We start from the raw sequence: 18,739 nt of genomic DNA, 5'->3' as shown, positions 1-18,739 counted from the left end.
GCGGTAGACTGGGCAGTGCAGTGTGCGGGCGTTCCGCGCGCAGGCAGGAGCTCTCTCGACATGACATCAGGATCTGACGACGCACAGAAGAACGAACCGTCCTACGGTGCAGACCAGATCCAGGTGCTGGAGGGCCTCGAAGCCGTCCGCAAGCGCCCGGGCATGTACATCGGCTCGACGGGTCCGCGCGGTCTCCACCACCTGGTCTACGAGATCGTCGACAACTCCGTCGACGAAGCCCTCGCCGGGTACTGCGACACCATCGGCATCACCATCCGCGAGGACGGTGGCATCCGCGTCGTCGACAACGGCCGCGGCATCCCGGTCAGCACGCACCCGACCGAGGGTGTCTCGACCCTCCAGGTCGTCCTGACCGTCCTCCACGCCGGCGGCAAGTTCGGCGGTGGCGGCTACGCGGTTTCCGGTGGTCTGCACGGCGTCGGTTCCTCCGTCGTGAACGCGCTCAGCACCGAACTCGACGTCGAGGTCGCGCGTGACGGGCACGTCTACCGGCAGAGCTACACCGACGGTGTCCCCGTCGCCCCGGTCGCCGAGGGCGAGGAGACCGACCGCACCGGCACCACGATCACGTTCTGGCCGAACGACCAGATCTTCGAGACGACCGAGTTCGACTACGAGACGCTGCGTACCCGGTTCCAGCAGACGGCCTTCCTCAACAAGGGCCTGAAGATCGAGCTCCGCGACGAGCGCACCCCGGACGAGGGCGAAGAGGCCCGGAAGGACACCTTCCACTACGAGCGTGGGCTCATCGACTACGTCGAGTACCTCAACGCGCAGAAGAAGTCCGACAAGGTCCACGAGGACGTCATCTCGATCGAGGCCGAGGACAAGGAGCGCCAGATCGCGCTCGAGATCGCGATGCAGTGGAACACCTCCTACCAGGAGAGCGTCCACACCTTCGCGAACACGATCAACACGCACGAGGGCGGCACCCACGAAGAGGGCTTCCGTGCTGCGCTGACGTGGCTCGTCAACAAGTACGCGCGCGAGAACAAGATCATCAAGGAGAAGGACGACAACCTCACGGGTGACGACATCCGCGAGGGCCTGACCGCCGTCATCTCCATCAAGCTCGGCGAGCCGCAGTTCGAGGGCCAGACGAAGACCAAGCTCGGCAACACCGAGGCCAAGGGATTCGTGCAGAAGGTCGTCGGCACCGAGCTCGCCGACTGGTTCGACCGCAACCCGACGCAGGCGCGCGACGTCATCCGCAAGGCGATCCAGGCGTCCCAGGCCCGGCTCGCCGCGCGCAAGGCGCGCGAGACCACCCGCCGCAAGGGGCTCCTCGAGTCCGGTGGGATGCCGGGCAAGCTCAAGGACTGCCAGTCGAAGGACCCGACGATCTCCGAGATCTTCATGGTCGAGGGCGACTCCGCCGGTGGTTCGGCCGTGCAGGGGCGCAACCCGCTCACGCAGGCGATCCTCCCGCTGCGGGGCAAGATCCTGAACGTGGAGAAGGCGCGGCTGGACCGTGCCCTCGCCAACCAGGAGATCCAGTCGATGATCACGGCGTTCGGCGCCGGCATCGGCGAGGACTTCGACCCGGAGAAGGCGCGGTACCACAAGATCGTGCTCATGGCCGACGCCGACGTCGACGGCCAGCACATCACGACGCTCCTCCTCACGCTGCTGTTCCGTTACATGCGACCGCTCATCGAGCGCGGCTACGTCTACCTCGCGCAACCGCCGCTGTACCGACTGAAGTGGTCGAACTCCGCCCACGAGTACGTGTTCTCGGACCGCGAGCGCGATGCGTTGCTGCAGGCCGGACTCGCGTCCGGCAAGCGGATCCCGAAGGACAACGGCATCCAGCGGTACAAGGGTCTCGGCGAGATGGACTACAAGGAGCTCTGGGACACCACGATGAACCCGGACACCCGCACGCTCCTGCAGGTCACCCTCGAGGACGCGGCCGCCGTCGACAGCGTGTTCGCGACGCTGATGGGCGAGGACGTCGACGCGCGTCGCCAGTTCATCCAGCAGAACGCCAAGGACGTCCGCTTCCTCGACATCTGATCTCGTCACCACCCGAGCCGGGAGGCGCGGCGTGAGCAACGAGCACCAGACCCGACCACCTGTGGTCGCGCCCGGCGCGACCAACGGAACCACAGCCTCCAGGCTGTCCAGAAAGGGAACGAAGCCACATGGCTGACGACAACGAGAACGGCGCCGACGAGCAGCCCGAGATCGTGCACGGTGACAGCGGGGACATCGTCGTCTCCGGCGACCGCATCTCGCAGGTCGACCTGCAGCTCGAGATGCAGCGGTCCTACCTCGACTACGCGATGTCGGTCATCGTCGGACGTGCGCTGCCGGAGGTCCGTGACGGGCTCAAGCCGGTGCACCGCCGCGTCCTCTACGCGATGTACGACGGCGGCTACCGCCCAGACCGGGCGTTCTCGAAGTGCTCCCGCGTCGTCGGCGACGTCATGGGCCAGTTCCACCCGCACGGTGACTCGGCGATCTACGACGCACTCGTCCGCCTCGTCCAGCCGTGGTCCCTGCGGTACCCGCTCGCGCTCGGCCAGGGCAACTTCGGCTCCGCCGGCAACGACGGCGCCGCGGCTCCGCGGTACACCGAGACCAAGATGGCCCCGCTCGCGCTCGAGATGGTGCGGGACATCGAGGAAGAGACCGTCGACTTCCAGGACAACTACGACGGTCGTACCCAGGAGCCGGCGATCCTGCCGTCGCGGTTCCCGAACCTCCTCGTCAACGGCTCGGTCGGCATCGCCGTCGGCATGGCGACGAACATCCCGCCGCACAACCTCCGCGAGGTCGCGGACGGCGCGAAGTGGGCGCTCGAGAACCCCGAGGCCACGCGCGAGGAACTCCTCACCGCGCTCATGCAGCGGATCAAGGGCCCGGACTTCCCGACCGGTGCCCAGATCCTGGGCACCAAGGGCATCCAGGACGCCTACCGGACCGGACGCGGCTCGATCACCATGCGTGCCGTCGTCAACGTCGAGGAGATCCAGGGTCGCACCTGCCTCGTCGTCACCGAGCTGCCGTACCAGGTGAACCCGGACAACCTCGCGATCAAGATCGCCGAGGGCGTGAAGGACGGCAAGCTCGCCGGCATCGCCGACATCCGCGACGAGACCTCCGGCCGGACGGGTCAGCGTCTGGTCATCGTGCTGAAGCGCGACGCGGTGGCGAAGGTCGTCCTCAACAACCTGTACAAGCACACGCAGCTGCAGGAGAACTTCGGCGCGAACATGCTCGCGATCGTCGACGGTGTGCCTCGCACCCTCGCGCTCGACGGGTTCATCTCCGCCTGGGTCGACCACCAGATCGACGTCATCGTCCGCCGGACCCAGTACCGGCTCCGCGAGGCCGAGAAGCGCGCGCACATCCTGCGCGGTTACCTCAAGGCCCTCGACGCGCTCGACGAGGTCATCGCGCTCATCCGCCGGTCGCCCGACGCCGAAGAGGCCCGCTCCGGCCTGATGGAGCTCCTCGACGTCGACGAGATCCAGGCACGCGCGATCCTCGAGCTCCAGCTCCGCCGCCTGGCGGCACTCGAGCGCCAGAAGATCCACGACGAGGCCGAGGAACTCGAGCGGAAGATCGCCGACTTCAACGACATCCTCGCCAAGCCCGAACGGCAGCGCGCCATCATCATCGAGGAGCTCGACGAGATCGTCGCGCGCTTCGGGGACGACCGTCGCAGCGAGATCATGCTCGGCTTCGACGGCGACATGTCGATGGAAGACCTCATCCCCGAAGAGGAGATGGTCGTCACCATCACCCGCGGTGGCTACGTGAAGCGCACGCGCAGCGACAACTACCGGTCGCAGCACCGCGGCGGACGTGGCGTGAAGGGTGCCCAGCTCCGCGCCGATGACATCGTCGAGCACTTCTTCGTCACCACGACGCACCACTGGCTGCTGTTCCTGACCGACCAGGGCCGGGTGTACCGCGCCAAGGCGTACGAACTCCAGGAGGGTGGCCGCGACGCCAAGGGCCAGCACGTCGCCAACCTGCTCGCCATGCAGCCCGACGAGCAGATCCAGCAGGTCCTGGACATCCGCGACTACGAGGCTGCCCAGTACCTCGTGCTCGCCACGGCGCACGGACTCGTCAAGAAGACCGCACTCACCGAGTACGACACGAACCGCAGCGGCGGCATCATCGCGATCAACCTCCGGGACGGGGACACCCTCGTCCAGGCGCTGCTCGTCGACGAGACCGATGACCTGCTCCTCGTGTCGAAGCACGGCATGTCGCTGCGCTTCACCGCGTCGAACGACGCACTCCGCCCGATGGGGCGGTCGACCTCGGGTGTGAAGGGCATGTCCTTCCGTGACGACGACGCCTTGCTCGCGGCGCGGGTCGTGTCGGACGACGGCTACGTCTGGGTGATGACCGAGGGCGGGTACGCGAAGCGCACCTCCGTCGACCAGTACCGCGTGCAGGGCCGCGGTGGTCTCGGCATCAAGGTGGCCAAGCTCGCCGCCGACCGGGGCGACCTTGTGGGGGCTCTCATCGTCGGTGAGGACGACGAGGTGCTCGTCGTGCTGCAATCGGGCAAGGTGGTAAGGTCTGCCGTGGCCGAGGTGCCCGCCAAGGGCCGCGACACGATGGGCGTCGTCTTCGCGAGGTTCGCGGACAACGACCGCATCATCGCAGTGGCCCGGAACAGTGAGCGGAACCTGGACGACCAGGACGACGCCGAGATCGAGCCCGCGGGCCCGGTGGAGACGGTCAGCCCGACCGAAGCAGCCGACGACCAGCCCGCCGACCGCGAGGCCGGAGAGGACCAGTCAAGCAATGAGTAGTGTCGCCGAGAAGCTCCAGAAGAAGGCGAAGCGGCCCGTCGGCACCCGACAGGTGCGCCTGCGGCTGGTGTACGTCGACTTCTGGTCGATGGTGAAGCTCAGCTTCCTCATCGCCCTCGCCGGGTCGATCGTCATCGTCGTCGCCACGGCGTTGGTGTGGGTGATCCTGAACCAGACGGGCGTGTTCACCCAGGTGGACGCCCTGCTGAAGGACGTCACCGGCCAGAACAACTACTCGATCATGGACCAGTTCTCACTGGGCCAGGTGCTCGGGTTCTCGATCGTCGTGGGCATCCTCAACGTGGTCGTCGGCACCGTGCTCGGCGCGATCGTGAGCGTCCTCTACAACCTCAGTGTGCGGATCACCGGCGGCCTGCTCGTCGGCTTCACGAACAACTGACACACCCGGCCGGATGAGGTCGAGCGCTCGATTTCGTTCTGCGAGATCGGTACGGTAGGCTCTCATCTGGTCTGAGGGGCTATAGCTCAGGCGGTTAGAGCGCTTCGCTGATAACGAAGAGGTCCAAGGTTCAAGTCCTTGTAGCCCCACCATCTCCCTCCCGGTCCAGTACGCTGGACCTCCCGGGGCCTTAGCTCAGTTGGTAGAGCGCCTGCTTTGCAAGCAGGATGTCAGGAGTTCGATTCTCCTAGGCTCCACTCCCTCAGGGCGAACGCTGCGTCGCTCGTCCCTCGCTCCGCCGCGTTCGGTCGTCGTGCTGGTCAGCGCCTTCGGCGCGCCGCTCCGCGATGGTCGTGTTGAGCGGCAGAGCTGAGCGTCGGGTGTGGCATTGCCCACGCGACCGGCCGGATCGTCCGTTCGGCCGGCGGGCGCCCCGCGGACGACGAAGGCCCCCGGCACGAGCCGGAGGCCTTCGTACGAACCGAGGAGGTCAGGCGGCGGGCTTCTCCGCCGTGTCGGCGTCGTCGGCGACCCAGAGGTCGTCGTCGGCGCGGAGCGTCTGGTACGCCGCGTAGGCAGCGCCCGCGACGGCGACGACACCGACGACGATCAGTGCGACGCCGCCGAAGCCGAGCCCCTTCTTCTTCTGGTGGGGCACGTACTTCTCCGCGGTCTTCTTCGCCTTCTTGCCCTTCTTCTGGGCCTCCTTGACGATCTTCTTGACGCGCGGGTCGCTCGCGAGGTCCTTGACGCTCATCACAGAGCCCGCCGTCGCCACGAGGCCGGGGACGACCTCGGTCTGGAAGCGGTGCGAGGCGGTCTGGGCAGCGCTCTTCGTGGCGTGCACGCCCGTGGCGACGGCAGGACGGATCCCGTTGTCGATGGCGTTCTGCACGCGGGGGGCGATGTCCTTGCGCGCGGCATCGGCGGCGTTCGAGCGGGCCTCGGCCAGGATCGCGTTCGCGTGCTCGAGGACCTTGCGCTGCTCACCGAGGAGCGAGGCGGTCTTGCCCTTGAGCTTCTTGATCTGCTTCCTGCGCTTGCGCGGGATCTCGATCGTCATCTGGTACCTCCACAGGATCGGCGTTCCCCCATCCTGCCACCGCGGCGGCTGACAGGTCACGGAGGCTTGCCTGTGCGTACCGTCTGGACGTCGGCAGTACATGCGAGAATCGGAACATGTCTCTGCACACCGCTGTCGCAACGATCCACACCAACAAGGGCGACATCCGCGTCAACCTGTTCGGCAACCACGCCCCCAAGACCGTCAAGAACTTCGTCGACCTCGCGACGGGCAAGCAGGAGTGGACCCACCCCGGTACGGGCAAGGTCTCGACCGACAAGCTCTACGACGGCGTCATCTTCCACCGCATCATCAAGGACTTCATGATCCAGGGCGGCGACCCGCTCGGTCAGGGCATCGGCGGCCCGGGCTACCGGTTCGACGACGAGATCCACCCGGAGCTCACCTTCCAGAACCCCTACATCTTCGCGATGGCCAACGCCGGCGTCCAGGGTGGCCGCGGGACGAACGGCTCGCAGTTCTTCATCACGACCGTCGCGACGCCGTGGCTGCAGGGCAAGCACACCATCTTCGGTGAGGTCGCGGACGACGAGTCGCGCAAGGTCGTCGACGCAATCGAAGGCGTGCCGACCGATGGCCGTGACAAGCCGCTCGAGGACGTCGTCATCGAGAGCATCGACGTCGAGGACGTCTGAACCCGTTGACCGACCCGGCGTCCAACCCGAACACCTGCTACCGGCACCCCGACCGGCAGAGCTTCGTGCTCTGCCAGCGGTGTGGCCGGACGATCTGCCCCGAGTGCCAGACGCCGGCGGCGGTCGGTGTGCACTGCCCCGAGTGCGTGCGTGAGCAGCGGGCACAGTTCCAGGCGAACCGCCGGGCATCCGGCGCCCCGAGCGGTTTGACGGTCGCTCGTCGTCGATTCGCGATGCTCGACCAGAAGGCGACGCTCGTCATCGTCATCGTCTCCGCGGCGCTCTGGCTGCTGAACCAGGTCGCCGGCGGTTACGTCAACCTGTACCTGGCGTACGACACCGTCCTCCTCGGCAGCCAGCCGTGGCGGATCGTGACCGGGCTGTTCGTGCACTCGTCGTTCTTCCACATCCTGTTCAACATGTGGGCGGTGTGGATCTTCGGGCGGATGCTCGAGAACATGCTCGGGACCTGGCGGTTCGTGGCGCTGTTCTTCCTCGCCGGCCTGGGCGGTGACCTCGCCGTCACGCTGCTCAGCCCGCAGACACCGGTGGTCGGTGCTTCCGGCGCGATCTTCGGCCTGTTCGCCGCGTTCTTCGTGATCCAGCGGAGCCTCGGGTACAACGCGGTGCAGCTGCTCGTGATCATGGGACTGAACCTGATCGTCGGGTTCCTCCCGGGCACGAACATCTCGTGGCAGGCGCACGTCGGTGGGATCGTGCTCGGGTTCATCACCGGGTTCGTCTTCTCGAAGACACGGAACGTCCGGCAGCGCGGGCTGCAGATCGGCTTGCTCGTCGGCGAGGCCGTCGTCCTGCTGGCGGGCATCGGCGTCGGCTACGCGGCGCTCCTCGGGTAGGCATCCCGGCCAGTTCGTTCGAACGCCCCGTCGCTCTGTGCGGCGGGGCGTTCGTCATCCGAGCCGTACGGAGCGGATTCCACAGCCTCGCCGCGGAGTTTTCCACAGCTGTGGACAGATCGGTGAGTTACACGGGTGTGATTATCCCCACTGTGGATTCACTTGTGGATAACTCCGGGACCAAGGTGTGGAGAGCGGTGTGGAAAATGTGGAGAGTTGTGGACGATCGGTGGAGAAGACGCCCACCGGTGTCGTTGGCAACGCGAAGCTTGTGGACAAACGACGACGCCCGTCGTGCCGATCGGCACGACGGGCGTCGAGGACAGTGGAGGGCGGTCAGCGCCACCGCGTCGTCATCAGGAAGCCGATGAACATGATGCCGAAGCCGATGAGGATGTTCCACGAATCGAGCGACGGCACCGGGAGCGTGCCCTGGGACACGTAGAACACGATCACCCAGGCAAGCCCGAGGAGCATGAACCCGAACATGACCGGCTTGAACCACACGGGGTTCGGGCTGTCCCCCGCGGTGTCGACCGAGTCGGCTCGGGTCCTCCGGGCGGGCTTGGTGCGGTCCTTGTCCTTGGCCATGGCCGGTATCCTACCGTCAACACAGGTGTGCAGAGGCCCCGTTCCGACTGTGCACATCCCTCAGGAGTACGGTGAACCGCTCATGACCAAGATCCTCGTCGTCGACAACTACGACAGCTTCGTCTACACGCTGAACGGGTACGTCCAGCAACTGGGCGCCGAGACGGACGTCGTCCGCAACGACTCGTTCTCCGAGGAGGAGATCGCCGAGCGCATCGCCGACTACGACGGCGTGCTCCTCTCCCCGGGTCCGGGAACCCCTGCGGACGCCGGCGTCTCGATCCCGACCGTCCGTGCCGCCATCACAGCCGACAAACCGCTGCTGGGCGTCTGCCTCGGTCACCAGGCCATCGCCGAGGCCCTCGGAGCGACCGTGACCCATGCGGACGAGCTGATGCACGGCAAGACGTCGCAGGTCGACCACGACGACAGCACGCTCTTCGCCGGTGTGCCCCACCCCTTCACGGCGACGCGCTACCACTCCCTGGCGATCGTCGACGGCACCGTCCCCGACGAACTCGTCGTCACTGCTCGAACCGGGGGCGGCGTGATCATGGGGGTGGAGCACCGCGATCACCCGGTCTACGGTGTGCAGTTCCACCCGGAGTCCGTCCTCACGGAGGGTGGGTACCGGATGGTGGGCAACTGGCTCCGGACGACCGGGCTGGACGGAGCCGCGGAACGCGCAGCCGGACTCACCCCGCTCATCGCGGCGCACCGTCCCTGACGATCCCGACCGGCCGGCGGTCGGCGGAGCCGCACCGGCGCATCGACGGCCGGTCCACGCCGCCCTGCGGCCGAAGCGACCAGCGCCTCCGCGCGGGCAGTCAGGAACCCGTGACGGGCCTCCCGGTCGGACCGGCGTCAGCCGTCGCCGCGCTTGCCGCCGTCGCCCTTGCCGCCGTCGCTCTTGCCGCCCGAGGAGTCGCCGGGTGACGGCTGCTCGGTCTGCGGCGGCTGCGCCGAACCGGCGCAGTAGGTCAACGTGACGGTGCTGCCCTGCGCGATGTCGCCCGCGGGCTGGTCCTGCTGGGTCACCAGGCCGCCGGTGCAGGAGTACGACGGGTTCTGCCCGACCGTCAGGCCCAGGTTCTGCAGCGTCTGGTTCGCGGCGGTGAACTGCTGGTTCGTGACGTCGGGCAGCTGCACCTTGCCGTTGGACACCGTGAGGTTCACGACCGTGCCCTTGGTGGCGGTCGAGCCGCTCCCCGGGTCGCTGCTCAGCACGGTGCCCTCTGGCACGCTCGACGAGTAGTCGGAGCTGACGGCACCGACCTCGAGCCCAGCGGCCTGGAGTGCCTGTTGGGCGGCGTCCTGCGTCTGGTTGGCGACGTCGGGCACGGTGACCTGGGCCGGCCCGGAGGACACGACCACGTTCACCTTGTACTTGCGTGCGACGGTGTTGCCCGAGCCGGGCTCGGTCCGGATGACGGAACCGCGTTCGACGTCGTCCGAGGCCTCGGGGACCTTGACCGGGACGAGGTCGTCCTTCTCCAGACGCGACGCCGCCGAGTCCCAGGTGGCGCCGACGACGTTCGGGACCGTGACCGAGGACGACACGGGCGCCTTTCCGGGCTGCAGGTTGGCGACGAAGAAGACCGTCGCGGCGATGATCGCGACGATGAGGACGATCCCGACCCAGATCCAGGCCACCGGGGGGCGGTTCTGCGTGCGCTGCGGCCGGTGCTCGGCGGTGTCGTCGTCGAGTTCGCGGAACGCCACAGCCGGGTTCGACGTGGTGCGCGGGTTGACGCCGAACAGCATGGTCGACGCGTCGTTCGCGTGCTGTTGCTGGAGCTTGCGCGTCGACGACGGCACCTGTCCGGCGGCGGCCTGCTGGAGGTCGGTCCGGAACTCCGCGGCGCTCTGGAAGCGGCGGGTGCGGTCCTTCACGAGCGCGTGGAGGGTCACCGCGTCGAGGGCGGGCGAGACCTCCGCTGCGATCGTGGACGGTGCGGCCGGCTGCTCGCTCACGTGCTGGTAGGCCACGGCGACCGGGCTGTCGCCGATGAACGGCGGACGTCCGGTGAGCAGCTCGAAGAGGACCACACCGGTGGAGTAGAGGTCGGTGCGGGCGTCGACGGTCTCGCCGCGCGCCTGCTCCGGCGAGAAGTACGACGCCGTGCCGAGGATCGAGGTGGTCTGTGCGACCGTGGCGGAGGTGTCCGTGATGGCGCGGGCGATGCCGAAGTCCATCACCTTCACCTGGCCGGTGTGCGTGACCATGATGTTCGCCGGCTTGATGTCACGGTGGACGACGCCGGCGCGGTGCGAGTACTCGAGGGCGGTGAGGATGCCCTCGGTGATGCGGACGGCCTCGGCCGGGGCGACCGGACCCTCCGCGATGATGTCGGAGAGCGGGCGTCCCTCGACGTGCTCCATGACGATGTAGGGGACCTGGACCTCGGCGCCGGAGGTCTCCGTGACGGTCTCTTCGCCCGCGTCGTACACACGCACGATCGTCGGGTGTGCCATACGGGCGGCGGACTGGGCTTCCTGCCGGAACCGCGTCCGGAACGCCGGGTCGTTGGCGAGGCTCGGCTTGAGCAGCTTGACGGCCACCTTGCGGCCGAGCCGGGTGTCGTTGCCCAGGTGCACGGTCGCCATGCCACCACGGCCGATGACGTCACCGATCTCGTAGCGGTCGGCGAGGAGCGTGATCCCCGCGGTCACACCTTCTGGCACGTACTCCTCCGTCTGTTCGTCCGGCCAAGTGTACGGCAGGCAGACCTGGTGGGACGCTGGTGACGGGCGCTCGGACCGAACCGTTACGGAACGGTGTCGAGCCCCCGATCGGGGGTCAGTTCGAGTCCTGAGCGCCCTGGCTCGGGTTCGTGCCGGCCCCGGGGTCCGTGCCGTCGCTGGGGTCGGTGCCGTCTCCGGGGTCCGTCCCGTCGTCCGCGGTCCAGGTGACCGTGACGGTGTCGGATCCGGGGGACTTCTGCAGGTCGCTGCCGCCGGCGCCACAGGTCACCGAGTAGTTGAACGTGACCGGCTCGCCCTCCGCGTCCGCCTGGATGTTGACGGCCGTCGACGAGGTCGTACCGCTCGTCGCGCCGGAACTGTCGCGTCCGCCCTGCACGCTCCACGTGTAGGTGGAGACGGTGTACCCGGTCGGGCAGGTCGCCTCACCCCAGCTGAAGGTCACGGCGCCGCTGTCGGAGACGTCACCGGCGGTCGGCTTGTCCGGCTTCGACACCGTCGGGGGCGTCGTGTACTGCCGGATGGTGATCGTCGAGCCGGCGGTCAGGCTGCCGGTCGGGTCGAGCGACTGCACCGTGTTCGCCTGGTTCGTGCCGGTCGCGGGGTCGCCGTTGACGACGTTCGGGACCAGTCCGAGGTTCCGGAGCTCCGCCTCGACGTCACTCGTGGCACGTCCGACGTAGTCCGACGAGTCGATGTCGATCCGGCTCACCTGCGTCGGGGTGGGAGTCGGGGTGCTCCTCGTCGGCGTCGATCGCGGGGTCGAGCTGGTCGACGCCGGCGTCTCGGGTTCCGCGTTGCCGTTCAGGGCGACCGCCGCGATCACGCCGCCGATGGCGAGCAGGACGACGATGCCGACCAGCCACCAGATCCAGGCGCGCTTCTTCTTCGGTTCCTCGTCCTCCGTCGTGGGCGACGGCGGCGTCCGGGGGCCACCGACTGCCGCACCGGCCTGGGTGCCGAGGAGCGCGGTCGCTGCGTCGTCACCCTGCCGCTGCGGCGGGTTGAACGCCACGGTGCCGGCGTCGGCGAGCATCGGGACGGCGACCGTGGCCGCCGCGACGTCACCGCGGCGGAGTGCCTGGGCGGCACGGGCCAGGTTGGCCGCGGTCGCGGGACGGTCCGCCGGCTTCTTGGCGATGCAGGACATCACGAGGGCGGAGACCGGCTCCGGCACGTCGCCCGGGAGTGCCGGGGGCTGCTCGTTGATGTGCGCCATCGCGATCGCGACCTGCGACTCGCCCGTGAAGGGGCGCCGGCCTGCGAGGCACTCGTACGCGACGATGCCCAGCGAGTAGATGTCGGTCGACGGCGACGCGGGGTGCCCGCTCGCCTGTTCCGGCGAGAGGTACTGCACCGTGCCCATGACCTGGCCGGTCGCGGTCAGGGGGACCTGGTCGGCGATGCGCGCGATGCCGAAGTCGGTGATCTTGACGCGACCGTCGGGCGTGATGAGCAGGTTGCCGGGCTTGATGTCGCGGTGCACGAGACCGACGGCGTGCGCGGCCTGCAGGGCGTTCGCGGTCTGGGCGACGATGTCGAGCACCTTGTCGACCGGGAGGGTGTGCTCCCGTTCGATCATGGTGGAGAGGGCCTCGCCGGGGACGAGCTCCATCACGAGGTAGGCGCTGCCGTCCTCCTCGCCGTAGTCGAAGACGTTCGCGATGCCCTCGTGGTTGACGAGCGCCGCGTGCCGGGCCTCGGCGCGGAAGCGCTCGAGGAACCCGGGGTCGCCGAGGTACTCGTCCTTGAGGATCTTGAGCGCGACGGTGCGGCCGATGACCAGATCGGTCGCCTGCCACACCTCACCCATGCCGCCGATCGCGACGCGGGACGAGAGCTGGTACCGCCCACCGAAGGTGAGCCCGCTGGTGGGTCTCATTTGTTCAGCACCGCCTCCATGACCTTCTTCGCGACCGGGGCCGCGACCGTGTTGCCGACCCCGGACTGCCCGAGACCACCGCCGTTGCCGACGACGACCGCGACGGCGACCTCCGGGTCCTTCGCCGGAGCGAAGCCCGTGAACCAGAGCGTGTAGGGGTCACCGGTCCCGCCCTCGGCGGTCCCGGTCTTGCCTGCGACGTCGACCCCAGGGATCTTCGCGTTCGTACCGGTCCCCGCGTTGACGACGCTCTGCATCGCCTCGGTGAGGTCCCCGGCCTCCGAGGAGGACAGCGGGCTGCTGAACTCCTTCGGCGAGAACGACTCGACCGTCTTGAGGTCGCTCGTCGTGATCGAGTCGATCAGCGTCGGCTGCATCACCGTACCGCCGTTCGCGATGCCGGCCGACACCATCGCCATCTGGAGCGGGGTCACTCGGACGCTCGCCTGGCCGAACGCGCTGAGCATGAGCTGAGCCGTGTCGTCGCTGACGTCGGGGTACTGGCTCGCGGTGGCCTTCATCGGGACCTCGATCTGGTCGCCGAACCCGTACTTGTCCGCCATGTTCTTGATCGCGTCGTAGCCGAGCTTCTGGCCGAGCTCAGCGAACGGGATGTTGCACGAGTACTGGATCGCCGTGCGGAGCTTGACCTTGTCGCCGCCCCCGCACGTGCCGCCCTCGGCGTTGTTGATGTACGTGCTCGTCCCGGGGAGCTGCAGACGCGACGGGTTCGGGAACGTCGAGTCGAGGGTGTACTTGCCGCCCTCGAGCGCTGCCGAGGCCACGATGAGCTTGAACACCGAGCCGGGCGTGTAGAGGTCGCCCGCGATGGCACGGTTCTTCAGCGGCTGGCCGGCGGCCTGCTCGAGCGCCTTGTACTTCGCGACGACGTCCGCGGTGTCGTGCGAGGTCAGGACGTTCGGGTCGTACGACTCCTTCGACACCATCGCCAGGATCTTGCCGGTCTTCGGCTGGATCGCCACCACGGCGCCGGTGTTCGAGCCCAGGGCGTCGTACGCGGCCTTCTGCACGTCCGGGTCGATCGTCAGGTTGACGTTGTCGCCCTGCACGTCCTGACCGGTGAGGATCGCGTTGAGGTTCTGGAAGAACGACGCGTCGGAGTTGCCCGACAGCACCCCGTTCTCGGCGCTCTCGATGCCGGAGTTGCCCTGACCGATCGTGAAGTACCCCGTGACCGCCGAGTAGAGCTCGCCGTTCGTGTACTTCCGCTGGTACTGGTACTGGTCGTCCGAAGGCGAGGACTCCGCGATCGGGCTGCCGTCGACGAGGATCGCACCGCGCTTCGTCGAGTAGCTCGCGAGGATCGTCCGGGAGTTGCGGGGGTCCGCGCGGAGCTGTTCGGCCGAGAAGAACTGGATCGACGTCGTCGACACGAAGAGCGCGACGAACATGAGCACGATGACGGTGGACACACCGCGGAGTTGTCGGTTCACCGGGCACGCTCCTTCCGGTTCGCCCCTCGTCCGCGCGCAGCCGGGATCGACCCCTGCTGCACGCGCTGTTCGGCTGGGATCGAGTCCGTCAGGCGCAGCAGCATCGCGGCGATGATCCAGTTCGCGATCAGCGAGGAACCACCGGCGGCCATGAACGGTGTCGTCAGGCCGGTCACGGGGATGACGCGCGTGATGCCACCGACGACGACGAAGACCTGCAGGGCGATGGTGAAGCCGAAACCCACGCCGAGGAGCTTGCCGAAGTCGTCCTGCGCCATGAAGCCGACACGGATGCCGCGCGAGGCGAAGATGATGAAGAGGGCCAGGATCGCGAAGACGCCGATCAAGCCGAGCTCCTCGCCGAGGGACGCGATGATGTAGTCGGCGTTCGCCACCGGGGTGATGTACGGCCGGCCCTGCCCGAGCCCCGTGCCGGTGATGCCACCGTTCGCGAATCCGAACAGGCCCTGCACGAGTTGGTAGCTGGCCTGGGTGTCGGCGTTGTAGATCGCGTTGTCGAAGGGGTTCAGCCACTGCTCGAAGCGGCCGTGCACGTACACGAGGACGGACTGCGCGACCAGAGCGCCGCCGACGAACAGCACGAGCCCGATGAGCACCCAGCTGAGCCGTGCCGTCGCGACGTAGATCATCACGAGGAACAGGCCGAAGTAGAGCAGCGCGGTGCCGAGGTCGCGCTGGAAGACGAGGACGCTCATCGCCGCGGCCCAGATGATGAGGATGGGGCCCAGGTCCCGCGCCCGCGGGAGTGTCATGCCGAGGAACTTCTTGCCCACGATGGACAACGAGTCGCGCGCCGTGACGAGGTAGCCAGCGAAGAACAGCGCCATGGTGATCTTCGCGAGCTCGCCGGGCTGGAAGGAGAACGGACCGAGCCGGATCCAGACGCGCGCGCCGCCCGGCGCGTACCCGATCACCGGCAACATCGGCAGCAGGAGCAGCACGATCGTCAGCAGCATGAAGATGTAGCGGTACCGCTGCAGGAACCGGTGGTTGCGGACGACGAGCAGGACGATGATCGCCACCGCCATCGCCAGGATCGTCCAGACGATCTGCTTGACGCCGATCGCCGCCCAGCCGGTCAGACCGTTGTGGACGTCGATGCGGTAGATCTCGGCGATGCCGATGCCGTTCAGGGCCAGGGCGACCGGCAGGATGAACGGGTCGGCGTTCTTCGCGACGACCCGCAGCACGACGTGCATGATCAGCGCCAGACCGAGGATGGTCGCACCGATCCACAGCACGGAGGTGTCGAAGAGCCGCCCCTTCGTGCCGAGCTGCACGAGCACCATCGCGCCCGCGCAGATGCCGCAGGCGATGACGAGCAGCACGAGCTCGAGGTTCCGGGCCCGCGCGGGTTCGCGCAGCTTGATCGTGATCGCCTGCGTGAAGGACTGGGCGGTCGCGTTGCTCATCGCTTCTTCCCGGGGGTGGGTGACGGCGACGGCGTCGGGGAACCGGTCGCGGAGGGCGACGCCGACGGCGACGAGCCGCCGGTCCCCGCCTGGTCCTGACCGGTCTCCGCGGCCTTCCGCAACCGGTCGACGATCTCGCGGGCGTCGGAGAGCGACTGCGCGTTGATGGTCGAGCGGACGTTCTCGCGCGTGTACTCGGGCAGCCCGCTCACGCTGATGTCGGTGTCCTCGTAGACGTCGGAGAGCGCGATCGGACCGATCGACTGCTGGACGCCCTTGTAGATCGCCACCGTCCCGCGGTCGGACCCGACGTAGTAGTGGTCCTGCGTGATGCGCCAGCCGAGGAACACGGCGCCGACGAGGGCTGCGATCGCGACGACGAGTGCGATGCTCCAGGCCACGCGGCGACGGACCCGGCGACGGCGGTCCTCCGCGATGAGTTCGGCGAAGAACTGGTCCGACTCGGGCTCGAAGTGCGAGTCCTCCGGGGCCGTGGTGACCTTGAGCGGGTGCAGCAGGATCGTGGGGAGGCGGATCGGCTTCCGGCCGGTCGATGCCTCGAACGTCAGCGGTGCAGCGGCCGAACCGACCGTCGTGGCGGCGTCGTCCTCGTCGACGACGTCGGCGTCCGTGACGTCCATCACGACGACGGTGACGTTGTCCGGAGCACCGTGGTCCAGCGTCTCCTTGACCAGGCGCTGGGTGGCCTGGTTCGCGTCCATGTTCGACGCGAGCGCGTGTCGGATGCGCTCCTCGGCGAGGTAGGAGGACAGGCCGTCGGAGCAGAGCAGCCAGCGGTCGCCCGGCTGGATGTCCATGACCGCGGTGTCGACCTCGGGCGCCGCGTCGACGTCCCCGAGCACTCGCATGAGCACCGAGCGTCGCGGGTGGACCGCGGCCTCCTCCGGGGTGATGCGTCCGCTGTCGACGAGGCGCTGCACGAAGGTGTGGTCGGACGTGATCTGCTGGAGCTCGCCGTCACGGAAGCGGTAGATGCGGGAGTCGCCGATGTGCGCGATCGCGATCTGGTCGCCGACCCGGATGAGTGCGGACACCGTGGTGCCCATGCCGGTGAGCTCCTGGTGCTCGAAGACCGTCTCGGTGATGAGCTGGTTGGCCGCGATGAGTGCCGACTGCAGGGCGAACTCCGCGTCGTGCGCGGACGGGAACTCGCGGTCGACCTCGCGGATGCGGCGGATCGCGATCGCCGAGGCGACGTCGCCGCCGGCGTGCCCGCCCATGCCGTCCGCCACCGCGAACAGGTGTGCCCCGGCGTAGCCGGAGTCCTGGTTGTTCGCGCGGATGCGCCCCACGTGGGACACAGCGGCACTCAGCGTCCGTGCGGTCATCCGCGCCTACCGCCGCAGCTCGAACGTCGTCGTCCCGATCGTGATGGGCGTCCCCTCGGCGACGAGCACCGGGGAGGTCACCTTCTGACCGTTGACGAACGTGCCGTTGGTGGACTCGAGGTCGGTGACGACCCATCCCTCGGCACGCAGATCGAGTCGGGCGTGGTTGGTGGACGTGTAGTCGTCACGGATGACGACGTTGGACTCGCTCGAGCGTCCGATGGTGATCGGACCACCGCCGAGTGGCATCTCCATGCCCTCGCGCGATCCCTCGGTGATGACGAGTCGGGTGGCGACGGCGGTGTTCGACGCGGTGCCGCCCTGGTCGATGAGTTCCGTGAACGCCCCGGCCGAGGCGGGGGCGGTCATCGCGGCGCTCGGGACCGACGGGGTGGTCGGGCCGGACGGCGCTGCCTTCGGGTCGGTCGGGATCGTGCGGACGCGCTGGCCGAACAGGTCGCTCCGCAGGGCGAAGACGATCACGAACACGAACAGCCAGAGCACCGCGAGGAACGCGAAGCGCAGGACGAGCAGGGTCAGCCCCGTGGTCATCGAGCACCTCCGTCGTTCTCCGGGATCACCCGGAACACCATACGGGTACGACCGATCTCGATGGTGGAGTCCGGCTCCACGATCGCCTGCTGGAAGCGTTCACCGTTCAGCTTCGAGCCGTTCGTCGACCCGAGGTCGTTGGCCTGGGCGTGCTTGCCGTCCCAGATCACCTCGACGTGCTTGCGGCTCGTGCCGGTGTCCGCGACGGTGATGTCGGCGTCGGAGCCGCGCCCGATGACCGTGCGACCGCGCTGCAGCTTGTGCCGCTGGCTGCCGATGTCGAGGACCGCGACCCAGGCCACGTCACGCTGCACGGTCGAGGAGTCGATCTGCAGGATCCCGGTGGACAGCGTGCCGTCCTGCTTGAGCGTGATCGCCACGGGGCCGGAGAACGAGTAGTTCTGCGCCACCGCGTGCTGCTGCACCATCTGCCGCAGCTCGTCGATGAGCGGCTGCCCGATGTCCGCCATGCGCGTGCAGTCCGGCGGCGCGAGCCGGACGGTGAACTCGTTGGGGACGAGGATGCGCTCGCGCGAGACGACGGCGGCCTTCGTGTCGAGCTCGCGCCGGAGAGCGCTCGAGATCTCGACGGGCTGCACGCCGGAGCGGAAGGTCTTGGCGAACGCACCGTTCACGGCGCGCTCCAACCCCCGCTCGAAGCTGTCCAACAGGCCCATGGGTCTCCAGTGTTCTCGGTCAGGGACCCCTGCATGGTAGTGGCTGGCACCTGGGGGCGTCTGTGCATGGTAGTGTTCTGGGGCTGGCGCGAGTGGCGGAATTGGTAGACGCGCACGGTTCAGGTCCGTGTGCTGGAAACGGCGTGGGGGTTCAAGTCCCCCCTCGCGCACCAGACTGGGAACACCAGACAGGCAACAGGCCCCCGGAGGAATCCGGGGGCCTGTTGCGATCCGCGCGCGTCCGTTGCATTCCCTCCGTGTCCGTCCGTGCGCGGCGCGTGACCCGGCCTGGAGGCACGACTCGCCTCCGCCCCGCTGGC

Annotated in this window: 15 protein-coding genes and 3 tRNA genes; 9 read left to right on the top strand and 9 right to left on the bottom strand. The window is 68.1% G+C overall.

Going from position 1 to position 18,739, the window contains the following annotated elements; all coding sequences use genetic code 11:
• The first annotated feature begins 60 nt into the window (after positions 1 to 60).
• The 5 genes from gyrB to NS184_RS03810 all read left to right on the top strand — a co-directional run bounded on the left by gyrB (position 61) and on the right by NS184_RS03810 (position 5,459).
• Positions 61 to 2,037: a DNA topoisomerase (ATP-hydrolyzing) subunit B gene (gene gyrB / locus NS184_RS03830; RefSeq protein WP_058724804.1), complete on the top strand. Its 1,977-nt coding sequence runs from the start codon at positions 61 to 63 to the stop codon at positions 2,035 to 2,037.
• A 128-nt stretch (positions 2,038 to 2,165) separates the two neighbouring features.
• Positions 2,166 to 4,802, top strand: coding sequence for a DNA gyrase subunit A (gene gyrA / locus NS184_RS03825; protein WP_242862961.1), 2,637 nt, complete (start codon positions 2,166 to 2,168; stop codon positions 4,800 to 4,802).
• Positions 4,795 to 5,202: a DUF3566 domain-containing protein gene (locus NS184_RS03820; protein ID WP_022904049.1), complete on the top strand. Its 408-nt coding sequence runs from the start codon at positions 4,795 to 4,797 to the stop codon at positions 5,200 to 5,202. Before gyrA ends, NS184_RS03820 begins: the two co-directional genes overlap by 8 nt.
• A 75-nt stretch (positions 5,203 to 5,277) precedes the next feature.
• Positions 5,278 to 5,354, top strand: a tRNA-Ile gene (locus tag NS184_RS03815).
• A gap of 32 nt (positions 5,355 to 5,386) precedes the next feature.
• Positions 5,387 to 5,459, top strand: a tRNA-Ala gene (locus NS184_RS03810).
• Between the two features lie 233 nt (positions 5,460 to 5,692).
• Here the strand turns inward: NS184_RS03810 and NS184_RS03805 are convergent.
• Positions 5,693 to 6,265: a hypothetical protein gene (locus NS184_RS03805; RefSeq protein ID WP_058724803.1), complete on the bottom strand. Its 573-nt coding sequence runs from the start codon at positions 6,263 to 6,265 to the stop codon at positions 5,693 to 5,695.
• 116 nt (positions 6,266 to 6,381) lie between these two features.
• Between NS184_RS03805 and NS184_RS03800 the strand changes: the two genes are divergently transcribed.
• Together NS184_RS03800 and NS184_RS03795 are read left to right on the top strand one after the other, a co-directional pair.
• A complete protein-coding gene (locus tag NS184_RS03800; protein ID WP_058724802.1) occupies positions 6,382 to 6,921 on the top strand; it encodes a peptidylprolyl isomerase in 540 nt (179 codons plus the stop codon).
• A 5-nt stretch (positions 6,922 to 6,926) separates the two neighbouring features.
• A complete protein-coding gene (locus NS184_RS03795; protein WP_058724801.1) occupies positions 6,927 to 7,778 on the top strand; it encodes a rhomboid family intramembrane serine protease in 852 nt (283 codons plus the stop codon).
• A gap of 336 nt (positions 7,779 to 8,114) precedes the next feature.
• Here NS184_RS03795 and NS184_RS03790 read toward each other — a convergent pair whose 3' ends face one another.
• The gene (locus NS184_RS03790) at positions 8,115 to 8,369 is read right to left on the bottom strand and encodes a cell division protein CrgA (protein WP_058724800.1); all 255 of its coding nucleotides are present in this window, start codon (positions 8,367 to 8,369) and stop codon (positions 8,115 to 8,117) included.
• A gap of 82 nt (positions 8,370 to 8,451) precedes the next feature.
• On the opposite strand from NS184_RS03790, the gene NS184_RS03785 reads away from it, so the two are divergent.
• Positions 8,452 to 9,096: an anthranilate synthase component II gene (locus NS184_RS03785; protein ID WP_058724831.1), complete on the top strand. Its 645-nt coding sequence runs from the start codon at positions 8,452 to 8,454 to the stop codon at positions 9,094 to 9,096.
• A gap of 137 nt (positions 9,097 to 9,233) precedes the next feature.
• Here NS184_RS03785 and pknB read toward each other — a convergent pair whose 3' ends face one another.
• From pknB to NS184_RS03750, 7 genes are all read right to left on the bottom strand, one after another.
• Positions 9,234 to 11,054: a Stk1 family PASTA domain-containing Ser/Thr kinase gene (gene pknB, locus NS184_RS03780; protein ID WP_275935017.1), complete on the bottom strand. Its 1,821-nt coding sequence runs from the start codon at positions 11,052 to 11,054 to the stop codon at positions 9,234 to 9,236.
• Between the two features lie 115 nt (positions 11,055 to 11,169).
• Positions 11,170 to 12,954, bottom strand: coding sequence for a protein kinase domain-containing protein (locus NS184_RS03775; RefSeq protein ID WP_058724799.1), 1,785 nt, complete (start codon positions 12,952 to 12,954; stop codon positions 11,170 to 11,172).
• Positions 12,951 to 14,408 carry a peptidoglycan D,D-transpeptidase FtsI family protein gene (locus NS184_RS03770; protein ID WP_058724798.1) on the bottom strand — a complete coding sequence of 486 codons (1,458 nt, stop codon included), beginning with the start codon at positions 14,406 to 14,408 and terminating at the stop codon, positions 12,951 to 12,953. Before NS184_RS03770 ends, NS184_RS03775 begins: the two co-directional genes overlap by 4 nt.
• Positions 14,405 to 15,841, bottom strand: a complete 1,437-nt coding sequence (locus NS184_RS03765; protein WP_058724797.1) for an FtsW/RodA/SpoVE family cell cycle protein — start codon at positions 15,839 to 15,841, stop codon at positions 14,405 to 14,407. Before NS184_RS03765 ends, NS184_RS03770 begins: the two co-directional genes overlap by 4 nt.
• Positions 15,838 to 17,190, bottom strand: a complete 1,353-nt coding sequence (locus NS184_RS03760; protein WP_058724796.1) for a Stp1/IreP family PP2C-type Ser/Thr phosphatase — start codon at positions 17,188 to 17,190, stop codon at positions 15,838 to 15,840. The genes NS184_RS03765 and NS184_RS03760 overlap by 4 nt, the downstream gene beginning before the upstream one ends.
• Before the next feature lie 6 nt (positions 17,191 to 17,196).
• On the bottom strand, positions 17,197 to 17,742 hold the full coding sequence (locus NS184_RS03755; RefSeq protein WP_058724795.1) for an FHA domain-containing protein FhaB/FipA: 546 nt from the start codon (positions 17,740 to 17,742) through the stop codon (positions 17,197 to 17,199).
• A complete protein-coding gene (locus NS184_RS03750) occupies positions 17,739 to 18,419 on the bottom strand; it encodes an FhaA domain-containing protein (protein WP_058724794.1) in 681 nt (226 codons plus the stop codon). Before NS184_RS03750 ends, NS184_RS03755 begins: the two co-directional genes overlap by 4 nt.
• 86 nt (positions 18,420 to 18,505) lie before the next feature.
• Here NS184_RS03750 and NS184_RS03745 point away from each other — a divergent pair.
• A tRNA-Leu gene (locus NS184_RS03745) sits at positions 18,506 to 18,592 on the top strand.
• Positions 18,593 to 18,739: the final 147 nt, after the last annotated feature.

The sequence above is a fragment of the Curtobacterium luteum genome, from assembly GCF_001475545.1.
GTDB classification, from domain to species: Bacteria; Actinomycetota; Actinomycetes; order Actinomycetales; family Microbacteriaceae; genus Curtobacterium; species Curtobacterium luteum_A.
The sequence above is the reverse complement of the archived record's forward strand: the minus strand, read 5'-3'. Positions and strand labels throughout refer to the sequence as shown.